The following is a 13,068-nucleotide window of genomic DNA, read 5'->3' on the forward strand; positions in this document are numbered from 1 at the left end:
GGGCCTATCCCACCAAGCCCACCCTCAGTAACGTGGCCTGAGGACGACGCTTACTTTTGATCTGTTCGGCCCGGTTCGAGGTCAGGCCATATTGCAGATTGATGCCGGCCAGCGCCGCAGGAAGATTGCGCAGATAGGCAGCAGGCGCACCGACCTGGGCGGCGAGCTGGCCGAAGCTCCAATGCGTCGGGGCGACGGGTGCCTCCGCACCCGGCAGGATCAGCGACAGCCGTTCGGGGTCGGTACGGTTCGCCTCGACATGGATCAGCGCGGTCTCGACCACACGGGTTCGGCTGCGCTCGGCCCGGCCGCGCACCGCGCCGGCCAGTTCGCCCAGGGACAGGAACCGCTCGTCGTGGGGACGGGAATACCATTCAGACGAAACGCGGCCGATACGCTCGCCGCGCGTGACATTCACCTTGCAGCCGCCGCTGACATCACGGCGGGCTTCGAGCACCTGCATGTTCATGGGATCACACTCCATGACGGGCGCCGGAGACCTCTTCTCCAGCCCTCAACCCGTCACGGAAATCCCCTCGCCCCTCTCACTCTACCTACATTGTGGAGGACGTCACTCAGCAGCCTGTTGAGGTAGATCGATCCCCATCTCTGCAAGAAACCGAGACGGCTGCTTCCTCCAACCGCGATAGGAGTCTGCATAGGATAGGCAAAGCCATTCACGCGCACGGGTAATGGCCACGAAGCAATTCCGACGCTCTTCTTCCATCTCCGGGCTGTTTTCTCCGGCTTTTAGGCTCTGAAAGCTGGGAAGAATGTCCTCTGCAAGGCCGACAACATAGACGTGATCGAATTCCTTTCCTTTGGCGCCATGAATCGTCATGAGTGTAACCGTATGGTTCCCGACAGGGGCTTCTTTAGAACGAATTGCCAGTTCCTGAAGAAACTGCTCCAATGGGGCGTCGCGTCCGATCGTCTTGCCAATGCTTCTTACCAAGTCGGACCAAGCGGCACGATCTTCAGCAATATCACTGGATTCATCATCCTGTGCGGGAATTTTGGCGAGGACCGCTTCGATAAACGGCCTAAACCGTGTTGGCTCCTTTCCGAATTTTGCGGCGAGGTCCACTAGGACCAGCGCATCCAGGTTCTCGCCCAATGCGGCTTTCACCGCGACGGCCCATTCATCAAGCAAAGATCTCTCAGTAAGTTCAGTCGCGGTTATAATAAGGTCAACCCGCGTATCGGTGCCAAACCAGCGATTAAACGCCCCCGTCAGGATTTCGAGCGCGCGGCGATCCAGGGGGCGGAGAGCCTGACGCAAAACAGCCGTGAACCACAAAAACTGGGGCGACCTGAAATCGTCGCGGCGTTGAGAGATAACTGCACTAACCTGCTTCTGGGTCAGCGCCGCCTGTAGCTTTTCGAGCATGTAGCGCGTCCGCGCCAAAACGGCGACCTCACCCCATCGGCTATGATCGATTTTGGAAATGCCATCCGCGATCGCGGCGGCCTCAACCTCATCGGTCGAATAGCGTAGGACACGGATGTGCTGATCATTTGGATACCGGAGTGCCGTTTTTCCTGCCTCTAACGGCCGTTTGGCGGTGGTGCGTTGAAGATTATGGACTACAAGATGATTGGCGGCTGAGACGATTGCCGGAGGGCAGCGGTAGTTTGTGGGAAGTTGTAGCTCGTGCGGCGAAAAATCAGCTCTGAACCGCTGGATCTGCTGATAACTCGCGCCGTTCCACTGGTAGATGATCTGGTCATCATCAGCGACGGCGAATACATTCTTAAAATCATCGCCAGCAAGCGCGCGAATCAGTCTGTACTGCCCGTCGGTTGTGTCCTGAAATTCGTCGAACATCCAATAAGCATAAGTCTTGCGATAGCGGACAGCGATCCCTGGAAAGCTCGTGACAAGTCGATGCGCCTGGGCGATGAGGGAACCGAAATCGAGAGCGTTGGCTTGCGTGAGAGCCGCCTCGTAGGCGGTGTAGACCTGCTCCACCCGCGCGCCATCGGACGGATCACGGAAATGCCGTGCAGAGCCTGCGGGCTGGACGAGCTGCGACTTCAACTTGTCGATGGTTGATAGCAGCCGGACATCATCCTGCCCCAAGCCCGCCTGTTTAATTGCATCTCGCAAAATTTCCTGGCGATCAACGTCGAGTGAATAGATAGCAAAATCGGGATTAATCCCGATGTGCGAGCCATGCTGTTGTAGCATCTGCATGCAAAAGGAATGAAAAGTTCCAATTAGCGCGCGGCGCTCCTGTTCCGGTACTAGCGCCGTGACTCTACCCGACATTTCGTCGGCAGCCTTGTTGGTAAATGTCAAGGCGAGAACGCGGAATGAGCGGTCAGGGGTATCAGCGAGCAGCTTGGCGACCCGTGTGGTCAGCACGCGGGTTTTGCCGGAGCCGGGACCCGCGAGAACGAACATCGGCCCATCGCACCAGTTGACGGCGACGGCCTGAGCCTCAGTTAATTCGGACAGAGCGACGCTGAGAGCGGAATCGGTCATGTCAGGCCCCTCAAAGACAGGATCGCGTTGCGGAATGGCTCCGGCATTCGCTGAGCTAGCGCAGGGTTCTCGGCGCATTGTTTTGCAAGCACAGCGGCGTAGCCGCTCTTGTCCTTCTTCAACGTAGTAATCAGATCGGCATCATTGAGATTTGCCGCAGCACCGTTGCCAAGCGAGACGAGAATCGTCTTTAGTTCAGTCTGCAATCCGTCGGCAACGAGCTGCTGCTCAAGATAGCCTGCCGGAAGGGAAAAAGCGCGTCTGGCCATCTCCTGTGGCGAAAAGCTGCGGCCAGCGATCTTGGCAAGATATCCCTGACCTGCAGGGTCTCCGTCCACCACGATAAGCCAAGGATAATGCAATGCTCTCGCGAGGACGGTGAAAATTTCAGGATTGCCGCAATTCTGGAAATCGATGACGGCAACGCCATGCTCATCCAAGTCATATCCGAGGCCTTTGGCTATGCCGTGCACCAGATGGTAATCCGACTGTCCTTCAACGAGTAACCATCTGCGGGCGAAGAAAATTTCACCCCGAATTCGGCGGGCAAAAGTTTCAAGCTGGTCAAGTTCGGCGTCGGAGATAAATTCCTTTGACGCATCGAACAATTGGCGCAACGCCGCATGCAAGGCGTTGGTGTCGGGTCGCCCATTGTAGGCGACAATGAGTTGCTGGTACTGGTTCTGCGGCAAAGTGCCGGAGAGCACCAATTGATTGAGACCTCGATCATAGGTGATCAGTCCACCGGACGCTGCCATGATCGCGTCAAGGGCGGCGATATGAGGCACCGAGGCTCGAAACTGGCGCGGCAGGGAACTGACCGTTGTACCAACGGCCTCGACCCGCACGACGCGGATATCGCGAAAAGGCACATGCTGAAGGAAATACGGTGAATGCGTCGTAACGATTTTCTGGCCAGGAAGTTCACTAATATGGCGCCAAAGGCTGCGCGCTGCCTGCGGATGGAGATGCGTTTCAGGTTCTTCCAGAGCAAGAACGGCAGAACTTTCGGGCCGGTAGAGATCCTTCAATATCAACTCGACGAAGGCTTTGAATAGGAACATCACGGAAAGGCTCTGGACGCCTTGTCCGTGCCGCGCCAACGGTAGCCAAGGCTTACCTCCCTCCGTCTGATAGATCACCTCTGCCTTCGACAGGATATCCCATGTGTTGAGCGGCAGGAGACGCAAATCAGCCTGACCGGGGACATCGGTCGTGGCAACGCGGCTGATATGCGACAGGCCAGTCGCAAGATTGGCGAGCAATGGATCGGCGTCGAGGAGGCGACGGTTTAAGAGGTCGAAGATGCGCTTTGATTTTTGTTCTAGATTTTCGGGTATCTGCACGGTTCGAAGCAGTTTGCCCCAAAACTGGCTCCGCGCAGAAAACTCGTCTCCCACGTCCCGGAGTGCCTCCAGATAGAACACGGGGAGAAACTGGAAAAACTCCTGAAGATTCACTGCGCGGGCACCTCGTCCTGCGAGTGGATTCCTGTCGACGTTCAAAAACTCCCATCGCGGAACAAAACTCTCTTCTGCCACGTCCCAGGAGCAACTGACGCGCATGATGATGGAAGCTCGACCGGATACCGGGTCGAGCTGAATAATATCCTCCAGTTCCCCGTGGAGATCCTCTGGCCACTCTCCGGCGACGTCTTCCTGAAGTTCAACCTCTATGACCACCGGATCGCCGACCTTGGGATCGGGCCTACCGTCACATAGGTGAACATCATATTCGGTAAAGCCAGTGCCTCGTTGCCCCCATCTTCGGGTTAGCGCGATACGTATAGCTTCTAGAATAGCCGATTTCCCGGCATTATTGGTGCCTATCAGGACGGTTACCGGGCCAAGTTCAATATCCGTATGCCTTATTGACCGAAAATTTGATATTCTTATTCTTTTAATTTCCACATGAAATACCTACCCCCCCCCTTACCTGTAAGGCTGCGTACTTCCGCCGGCTCTCTTTGACTCCTATGCAAATTTTGCATTTTATCTACAGCCCTGGCCAGCAAGGATCGTCTTACCCAACGATCCTCATCGGATTAATGAACTTGATACCGGCGAAGTCCTTTTCGTTGTCGGTCACAACCACGCAATCATTGGCCCCGGCGACTGCGGCAACGATCATGTCGAGACCACTGCGCGGCCGGCCCGCGGCCTTGCCGTCGGCCATCAACCGCGCCCAGATCAGTCCGGCCTTGTCGTCGAAGGGCAGCACACGGCCTGCGAACAGCGCCTGCGGTCCCTCTGCTCCGGTGAACCAGGCATCGAGTGCGTCGCGTTTCTTGCCGCGTGGCTTTTCGAGAATGCCACGGCGGATTTCCGCGACCGTCAGCGAGGCGATGAACAGATCCTCATCGCGCTGCTCCGCCCACCAGGCCAGCAGTTGCTCCGAAGGCTGCGGCTTGACGACGTTACTGATGATGTTGGTGTCGAGAAGATAGCGCGTCACAATTGAGCTCTCACAGGTCCACCGGGCGCCCTTCCTCGCGCGGACGCGAAAGATCGAGATCGGCGCCGATCAGCGGCGAACGCCGCAGCGCGGAGAGAATGCCGCCCGGCCTGAGCGGCTCACCCGCCACGACCGTCTTCACCACCGCGCGCACCTGCTCCGCTTCCGGCCCCTCTTCGGCGAGGCGTTTAGCGAGCGAGCGGATCAGATCCCGGTCACTTTCCAGCGCCATGATCTCGAAGCGGGTAAAGCCGCGCTGCGTGAGACGCGCGCGGTAGTTCCTCGTTGCCCTTGTCTGCGCGGCGTTGCCCATCGCGACCCTCCGTGATATAACCAGATATATAGACCAATTTTCGTCAATGGGCAAGGCGAAGGGTGCGGGAGCCAGTTCAATGCAGAACGGACCTCAACGACCGGCACATCATCCCGCAATGGGGCGGTCATTTCCGTCCGCCATAGCTCGACATCAAACGCCGGACTACGCGCGCCCGATCCCGATAGCGCCCGTCACCGCCGAATATTCGACTGCGATTTCCATTGCCTATACTGTCGATCAAGGAAATCGTGAAGCCGATCACCTTGCAAACGGCTTCGAACGGCGCAACGATGGACCACGGCAACCGCCCAAAGCACAGGAGCGCACTCCGGCTCGTAGAGCCGGAACTGACGCTCGCGCGGCGCGGCGATGGCCCCGACCCGCGCATGGTCGAGTTGGCACGCCTGCTCGCTCAAAGGGCGGCGCGGGAGGTCTACGAGGAACAGATGAGGGAACGCCGCCCGCCGCGCTCCTGACATTCGTGAGGAGAGCATCGTGAAGGTCGCGATCTACGCCCGCTATTCATCCGACAATCAGCGCGACGCCTCGATCGCCGACCAGCTCCGCATCTGCCGTCTTCATGCCGAGAAGCAGGGCTGGCAGATCGTCGAGGAATATACCGATCACGCCATCTCCGGTGCCTCGCTGCTGCGCCCCGGTATCCAGGCGCTGATCTCCGACGCCACACGCGGTCGTTTCCATCTTGTGCTGGCCGAGGCGATGGATCGCCTGTCGCGCGATCAGGAAGACATTGCCGGCCTGTTCAAGCGCATGGCCTATGCGGACGTGAAGATCGTCACCCTGTCCGAGGGTGAGGTCACACATCTGCATGTCGGCCTCAAGGGCACGATGAATGCGCTGTTCCTGAAGGATTTGGCGGACAAGACCCGCCGCGGACAACGCGGCCGGGTCGAAGCGGGCAAGTCCGGCGGCGGAAACGCTTACGGCTATGACGTGGTCAAGAAGTTCGACGGCAATGGCGAGCCGGTGCGCGGCGACCGGACCATCAACGAGGTCCAGGCCGACGTGATCCGCCGCATCTTCCGCGACTATGCCGCCGGCAAGTCGGCCAAGCGGATCGCCTTCGAGCTGAACAAGGATGGCATTGCCGCCCCGGGCGGCGGAGACTGGGGCTTCAGCACGATCAACGGCAATCCGAAGCGCGGTAACGGCATCCTCAACAACGAGATGTATGTCGGCAAGCTGATCTGGAACCGCCAGCGTTTCCTCAAGGACCCGGATACCGGCAAGCGCCAGGCGCGAATGAACCCGGAATCGGAATGGATCACTCAGGACGTTCCCGAACTGCGCATTCTCGATGACGACCTCTGGCAGTCGGTGAAGGAGCGCCAGCGGGAAGTCAAACGGAGCCACAGCGACGACGGCGAGACCGAAAACCACTTCCGGGAACGCCGTCGCCCCAAATACCTATTTTCCGGCCTGACCAAGTGCGGCTGCTGCGGTGGCGGCTACTCGATGATCTCGGCCGATCTGGTCGGCTGCTCGACAGCGCGCAACAAGGGCACCTGCGACAACCGCAAGAACATCCGCCGCGACCAGTTGGAAGCGCGTGTCCTCAACGCGCTGCGCCATCACCTGATGGACCCTCAGCTGTTCAAGGAGTTCTGCGACGAGTTCACGCGCGAGATGAACCGGCTGCGCGTGGAGGGGAGGTCGTCCATCGATGCGGCCGAAGCCGAGATCAAGAAGATCGACCGTGAGCTGGATAAGTTCATGAAGCTCATCATGGCGTCAGGCAGTGATGACGCGCCCACGCGCATGATGAAGCAGATGAAGGATCTGGAAGGCCGCCAGATTGAACTGAAGACGTTCCTGCAAGAGGCCGAGGAACCGCCTCCCCTCCTGCACCCCAATATGGCGCATTACTATCGAGTCCAGGTCGACGAACTGTATGCGGCGCTCCAGGAGGATTCAGAAGCCAAGCGCATGGTGGCCGCCGACGTCATGCGCTCGCTGGTGCGCGAGATCATTCTGACGCCGGAGAATGGCGAGCTTCAGATCGACGTGCGCGGCGATCTGGCCGGTATCCTTGCCGTCTCGCTCAAAAGCAAAAGGCCCGCCGGAGGGGCGGGCCGATCGCAATTTGAGATGGTTGCGGGGACAGGATTTGAACCTGTGACCTTCAGGTTATGAGCCTGACGAGCTACCGGGCTGCTCCACCCCGCGTCAGTGGCCGCGACGGACACACTGTGGCGTCCGGCGACGAGGAGTATCTAGCAATCCTCATCGCCAATTGAAAGGGCCCGGCCCCATAATTTGTCACGCCGGCGTCGCGAAACCCTGTATTTTCTGGATAAGCATCTGTCAGAGCTGGATAAAACGGGAGAGATACAGCGGTGGGTAAGTCGCAGGGGCCGGTGGATTCCATGCCCGGCCCGCTTGAGGCGGCGCTGGCCGCGGCGGGGGCGGAGGCCGGCGCGGCGCTGAAGGCGGGCTCCGCGAGCGCGCGCATCCACGACCTCAGGAAGGCGGCGAAGCGGCTGCGGGCGCTGCTGCGCCTGCTGGAGACGCCGGGCGACAACGGCCGGGCCGCGGCGCTGCGGCGGCAGATCGCGCAGGAGGCCCGCGCCCTCGCCGGTTCGCGCGATGCCGCCGCGATGCGGGAGGCCCTCGCCGACCTCGCCGGGCACGACGATGCCGTGCCGGGCGGCTTCCGCCTTCCCGAGCCGGCCGCCGCCCCCGACCCGACGGGCGAGGCGCTGGCCGCCGCGGTGCAGGCGGCCGCGGCGGAGATGGCGGCGCCGGCCCGCGCCCTCCACACCGGGGAGTTGCTGCGGCGCATCGCCCGCTTCTACCGCAAGGCCCGCCGCGCCGCCCGCACCATCGACCCCGACGATGCCGAGGCGCTGCACGAGCTGCGCAAGCAGGTGGTGGTGCACCGCTATCAGCTCGAACTGATCGCCCCGTTCTGGCCGCGGCTTGGCGCGCTGTGGCTGGAGGAGGCGCAGAAGCTGCGCGACCAGCTCGGCCGCCACCACGACCTCGACGTGCTGGCGGGGCGGCTGGAGGCGGGAGCGGATGCCGGCGACGAGGCCGGCGTGGCGGTCGCCGCCGCGGCCCGGCGGCTGCAGCACCGGCTCGCCCGCAAGGCGCTGCGCCGCCATGCCCGCCTCTTCGCCGAGCGGGGCGGCGCCTTCCGCCGGCGCTGGCGGCGTTACCGCCGGGCCTGAGCCGGCCCGCCGGGCACGGTCGGAAGCGTCATATCCCGGCTGGCATAACGCCGGGCATCGGCCTATGAAGGCGCGGCCCGTGAGGAAGAGCCGCCATGTTCGTCCGGCAGATGCATTATCTCGTCGCCCTCGCCCGCGAAAAGCACTTCGGCCGCGCGGCGCTGGCCTGCAACGTCTCGCAGCCCACCCTGTCCGCCGGCATCCGCAAGCTGGAGCAGGAGCTGGGCCTGCCCATCGTGGTGCGCGGCCATCGCTTCCTCGGCTTCACCGCGGAGGGAGAACGGGTGCTCGGCTGGGCCCGGCAGATCGCCGCGGATTACGACAGCCTGCGCCAGGAGCGGGCGGAAACCGGCGGCCCGCTGTCGGGCACGCTCCGGCTCGGCGTCATTCCCGCCACCGTGCCGGCGGCGCCGCTGCTGCTCGCCGGCTTCTGCGCCCGGCATCCCGAGGTGCGGGTGCAGATGCTCTCGCTCAGCTCCGCCGCCATCCAGCGCGGACTGGACGAGCTCGATCTCGACGCCGGCATCACCTATCTCGAGAACGAGCCGCTGAACCGGGTGCGCCGCGTTCCGCTCTACACCGAGCGCTACGTCTTCGTCACCCGCGCCGACGGCCGCCACGCGCAGCGCCGGGCGATGAGCTGGCAGGAGGCGGCGGCCGAGCCGCTCTGCCTGCTCACCCCGGACATGCAGAACCGCCGCATCCTCGACCACATCCTGCGGGAGGCGGGCCTGCAGGCCCCGGCGGTGGTGGAAACCAATTCCTTCATGGGCATCTGGGCGCTGGTGCGCGGCGGCCCGTGGTCGAGCATCGTGCCGCTGGCCTGCCTGCGCGGCCTCGGCGCCGCCTCCGATCTCGTCGGGGTGCGGCTCACCGCGCCGGACCACGACCAGCCGATCGGGCTGGTGACGACCGACCGCGACCCGCTGAGCCCGGTGGCCGGCGGGCTGCTGCGGCTGGTGCGCGGGCTCGATCTCGCCCGCACCTTCGCCCCGCTGGTCTGACGGCGGGCGCCGGCGGGCGCCGGCTCATTGCCCGCGTCTATCAATCCTTTCCCCCTTTCAATTTGTCGCCGGCGCCCGGCCGGGCCACTGTTCACGCGTCGGTTCGGGCGGCCTGAAACCCCGCCTCCAGCCCGGAAGGGGCGGAACCGGCGGGAGGACACCCGGCACGCCGCCCCGACCCCGTCGAGGCGCCCCCTGCCCGACGCTGCATGCCCCATCGCCTGCATCGACCGGCTGCAGCCGCAGCGGGAAGCCTTCCGTTCATCCATAAGAGAGGAGATGCTGAGATGGCTAAGGTTCTGTGCGTTCTGTACGACGACCCGATCGACGGCTACCCCACCACCTATGCCCGCGACGACCTGCCGAAGATCGACCACTATCCCGGCGGCCAGACCCTGCCGACGCCGAAGGCGATCGACTTCCAGCCCGGCACCATGCTCGGCTCGGTCTCCGGCGAGCTCGGCCTGCGCCGCTATCTCGAATCCAACGGCCACACCCTGGTCGTGACCTCCGACAAGGACGGCCCGGATTCTGTGTTCGAGAAGGAGCTGGTGGACGCCGACATCGTCATTTCCCAGCCGTTCTGGCCGGCCTATCTGACGCCGGAGCGCTTCGCCAAGGCGAAAAACCTGAAGCTCGCCCTCACCGCCGGCATCGGCTCCGACCATGTCGACCTTCAGTCGGCTATCGACCGCAACGTCACCGTGGCCGAGGTCACCTACTGCAACTCGATCAGCGTGGCCGAGCATGTGGTGATGATGATCCTCGGCCTCGTGCGCAACTATCTCCCCGCGCATGACTGGGCGCGCAAGGGCGGCTGGAACATCGCCGACTGCGTGAAGCACTCCTACGATCTCGAGGCGATGAGCGTCGGCACCGTCGCCGCCGGGCGCATCGGCCTCGCCGTGCTGCGCCGCCTCGCGCCCTTCGACGTGAAGCTGCACTACACCGACCGGCACCGCCTGCCGGAATCGGTGGAGAAGGAGCTGAACCTCACCTGGCACGCCACCCGCGAGGAGATGTACCCCCACTGCGACGTGATCACGCTCAACTGTCCGCTGCACCCGGAAACCGAGCACATGATCAATGACGAGACGCTGAAGCTGTTCAGGCGCGGCGCTTATATCGTCAACACCGCGCGCGGCAAGCTGTGCGACCGCGACGCCATCGCCCGGGCGCTGGAGGATGGCCGGCTCGCCGGCTATGCCGGCGACGTCTGGTTCCCGCAGCCGGCCCCCGCCGACCACCCCTGGCGCACCATGGCGTGGAACGGCATGACCCCGCACATGTCCGGCACCTCGCTCACCGCGCAGACCCGCTACGCCGCCGGCACGCGCGAAATCCTCGAATGCTTCTTCGAGGGCCGGCCGATCCGCGACGAATACCTCATCGTGCAGGGCGGCGGTCTCGCCGGGGTCGGCGCGCATTCCTATTCCAAGGGCAATGCCACCGGCGGCTCGGAAGAGGCGGCGAGGTTCCGCAAGGCGGGCTGAGTCCGCCGCCGGGACTCGCGGGCCGATCTGCCCTCGCTTCGCCGCGCCGGCATCCTCCCGGCCGGCGGCTTCGGGCCCCCTCGTCGAGGGGGCCCTTTCTTCGCCGCCGCCCGCGGCGCAATCCCCGCGCAACCCTCGCCGCCGATAGAAGGCCGCTGGAAGGGTGCAGCCATGGCGGGACGATGCGGACAGGCATGAAGAGGCGGGCGAAGGGCAGGCCGGCCACGGCGCTCCCGGCCCGCGCGCGGTGCGCCGGCCCGGCCATGGTGGCGGCGCTTCTGCTCGGCGGCCTCGCCCCCGCACAGGCCGGCAACGGCCGCGACATCGCCGCCGGGATTGCCGCGGCCGCGGCCGCCGGCGTGGTGGGCGCCGCGGTCGGCGCCGCGATCACGCCGCAGCCGGATTACGACCCCGATCTTTATCCCGCGCCACCCCCGCCGCCACCGCCCCCGGCGGCGCTCGGCCCGCAGCGGGCGCCGCGCGCCTTCTCCCCCGATCCCAGCGTCATCTGCTACCCCGCGCAGCAGGCCTGCTACGACGCCTCCGGCGCCTTCAGCGCGCGCTGGAGCTGGCGCATCTATGGCGCGGCGAATGCGGGGCCGACCCAATGATCCGCCGGGCGCTGCATGTTTTTGCCGCGCTGGCGAGCCTCGGCTTTCTCGGGGAAGACACCCCGGCGCAGCCCGCCGCCACCGTCGCCACTCCGGCCGCCGCGACTCCGGCCGCCGCCACGGCGCGGCTCAACGAGGCGTGGGAGGCCGTGCTGGCGGGGGAAGAGCCGATCCTGACGCCGAACCAGTTCGCCCAGCTCAACAATCTCGCCTACCAGTCGGCGGTGATCCGCTCCTGCCCCGGCTATGAGCTGAATACCCCGCGGTTCAGTTCCGGCCTCTCCAGCCTGATCCTCAACCAGCCGCGCGCCTTGACGGTGGAGCAGGAGGAACAGCGCAAGACCGGGGTGCTGATCGCGTTCGGCACCCGCTACGGGCTGTTCATCGCCGAGGGGCGGTCGAATCTGGCGACGTTCTGCGCCGGGGCGGCGGCCTTCCGGGCGGATCCCGACGGGGTGCCGGTGTACTGGAACTGAGGCCGCGCCCGGCAGGCCGGCAGCGGGCGCGAGGACGCCGTCGGCACGGCGGTGGGAGCGGGCGGCCGCAGGAGGGCAAGCCGAGCGAGGGCCGCGCGCGGCACGATCGTCGCGCCGGGCGGCCTTAAGGGCGCCGGGGCGCGTGTGGGGGTGGCGGCAGCGGCGGCGGGCCGGGCCAAATCGGCTTTGACGCGTAGCCGCGCGATTGGTATCGCGATATGCGGAGCCAACGGGTTCCCTAGCGGTATCGACAGCCAAGGATGCCCATCATGACACGTCTTTCCCTACTCGCCGGCCTCGCCGGCGCCCTGCTGCTGAGCGGCGCAGCCCAGGCGGGCGACACGTTCAGCATCATTCAGGACAGGCCGAAAATCACCCATATCGATCTCGGCGAGAAAGGCCCCTCGCATGGCGACATGATGGCTTATGAGGCCTCCTTCACCACGGCCGACGGCACGAAGGGCACGATGGACGGGCTGGTCACCACGGTCGACGTGCCGGACGGGGCCGGCGACACGTTCTTCGACCGCCTCGCCGACATCGTGCTGGATTTCGGCAAGGGCGATACGCTCGTCATCGCCGGCCACACGGTCTTTACGGTGGGCGACGGCGAGATCGTGGCGGACGCGCCGCAGGTGCGCGCCATTGTCGGCGGCACCGGCCGCTTCATCGGCAAGCGCGGACAGATAACCACCACCCGCCGCGAAGCTGGCCATTACGAGCACAAGATCGAGCTGGTGGACTGAGGGCCTTCGGCGACATCCGTCAAGGCCGGCTGGCCGGCGGGGAAACCGCCACGACCGGTGGCGAGGGCAACGCTGTCCGGTTCGCCAGGGAACGGGTTGAAGGTCGAGAACGGCTCCGGCGCCGTCGCCACCGCCCGCCGCTTCGAAACGAACACGCGGATCTCGCTGGCCGGACAGCAAAAACCCCCGCGGGGATTACCCGCGGGGGTTTTTGTTGGTTTGTGGAGAAGCGTGATGCTGTCTTTTGCAGGCCTGGCAGCGACCTACTCTCCCAGGTCTTGAGACATAG

General features: G+C 64.2%; 12 protein-coding genes, 1 tRNA gene and 1 pseudogene. 8 read left to right on the plus strand and 6 right to left on the minus strand.

Annotated features, from left to right (window positions below; translation table 11 throughout):
- Positions 1-52 precede the first annotated feature (52 nt).
- The 5 genes and pseudogenes from KHC27_RS05650 to KHC27_RS05670 form a co-directional block, all read right to left on the minus strand.
- Positions 53-469: pseudogene (locus KHC27_RS05650) on the minus strand (DUF932 domain-containing protein); the annotation flags it as partial.
- A gap of 102 nt (positions 470-571) precedes the next feature.
- Entirely contained in the window at positions 572-2,488 is a 1,917-nt protein-coding gene (locus KHC27_RS05655; RefSeq protein ID WP_213336093.1) for an ATP-dependent helicase, read from the minus strand.
- Entirely contained in the window at positions 2,485-4,398 is a 1,914-nt protein-coding gene (locus KHC27_RS05660; protein WP_343210837.1) for an ATP-dependent nuclease, read from the minus strand. Before KHC27_RS05660 ends, KHC27_RS05655 begins: the two co-directional genes overlap by 4 nt.
- A gap of 112 nt (positions 4,399-4,510) precedes the next feature.
- The gene (locus KHC27_RS05665) at positions 4,511-4,942 is read right to left on the minus strand and encodes a PIN domain-containing protein (RefSeq protein WP_213336099.1); all 432 of its coding nucleotides are present in this window, start codon (positions 4,940-4,942) and stop codon (positions 4,511-4,513) included.
- A gap of 10 nt (positions 4,943-4,952) precedes the next feature.
- Complete coding sequence (locus tag KHC27_RS05670; RefSeq protein ID WP_213336102.1) at positions 4,953-5,255, minus strand: hypothetical protein; 303 nt, start codon at positions 5,253-5,255, stop codon at positions 4,953-4,955.
- 251 nt (positions 5,256-5,506) lie between these two features.
- Here KHC27_RS05670 and KHC27_RS05675 point away from each other — a divergent pair, with 251 nt between their 5' ends.
- Positions 5,507-5,734, plus strand: coding sequence for a hypothetical protein (locus KHC27_RS05675; RefSeq protein ID WP_213336106.1), 228 nt, complete (start codon positions 5,507-5,509; stop codon positions 5,732-5,734).
- Between the two features lie 19 nt (positions 5,735-5,753).
- Positions 5,754-7,412, plus strand: coding sequence for a recombinase family protein (locus KHC27_RS21855; RefSeq protein ID WP_213336123.1), 1,659 nt, complete (start codon positions 5,754-5,756; stop codon positions 7,410-7,412).
- On the opposite strand, the gene KHC27_RS05685 is transcribed toward KHC27_RS21855, so the two are convergent.
- A tRNA-Met gene (locus tag KHC27_RS05685) sits at positions 7,369-7,445 on the minus strand. The two genes, KHC27_RS21855 and KHC27_RS05685, sit on opposite strands and share 44 nt — an antisense overlap.
- Positions 7,446-7,615: 170 nt before the next feature.
- On the opposite strand from KHC27_RS05685, the gene KHC27_RS05690 reads away from it, so the two are divergent.
- From KHC27_RS05690 to KHC27_RS05715, 6 genes are all read left to right on the plus strand, one after another.
- Positions 7,616-8,449 (plus strand): CHAD domain-containing protein, encoded by an 834-nt coding sequence (locus KHC27_RS05690; RefSeq protein ID WP_213336109.1) that lies wholly within the window; start codon positions 7,616-7,618, stop codon positions 8,447-8,449.
- Between the two features lie 95 nt (positions 8,450-8,544).
- Positions 8,545-9,453: a LysR family transcriptional regulator gene (locus KHC27_RS05695; RefSeq protein ID WP_213336112.1), complete on the plus strand. Its 909-nt coding sequence runs from the start codon at positions 8,545-8,547 to the stop codon at positions 9,451-9,453.
- 287 nt (positions 9,454-9,740) lie between these two features.
- Positions 9,741-10,946 carry an NAD-dependent formate dehydrogenase gene (locus KHC27_RS05700; RefSeq protein ID WP_213336115.1) on the plus strand — a complete coding sequence of 402 codons (1,206 nt, stop codon included), beginning with the start codon at positions 9,741-9,743 and terminating at the stop codon, positions 10,944-10,946.
- A 263-nt stretch (positions 10,947-11,209) separates the two neighbouring features.
- Complete coding sequence (locus tag KHC27_RS05705) at positions 11,210-11,557, plus strand: hypothetical protein (protein WP_213336118.1); 348 nt, start codon at positions 11,210-11,212, stop codon at positions 11,555-11,557.
- Positions 11,554-12,033 (plus strand): hypothetical protein, encoded by a 480-nt coding sequence (locus KHC27_RS05710; protein ID WP_213336120.1) that lies wholly within the window; start codon positions 11,554-11,556, stop codon positions 12,031-12,033. Before KHC27_RS05705 ends, KHC27_RS05710 begins: the two co-directional genes overlap by 4 nt.
- Positions 12,034-12,302: 269 nt before the next feature.
- Entirely contained in the window at positions 12,303-12,779 is a 477-nt protein-coding gene (locus KHC27_RS05715) for a hypothetical protein (RefSeq protein WP_213336122.1), read from the plus strand.
- Positions 12,780-13,068 lie beyond the last annotated feature (289 nt).

The sequence above is a fragment of the Ancylobacter lacus genome, assembly GCF_018390635.1.
GTDB lineage: Bacteria > Pseudomonadota > Alphaproteobacteria > Rhizobiales > Xanthobacteraceae > Ancylobacter > Ancylobacter lacus.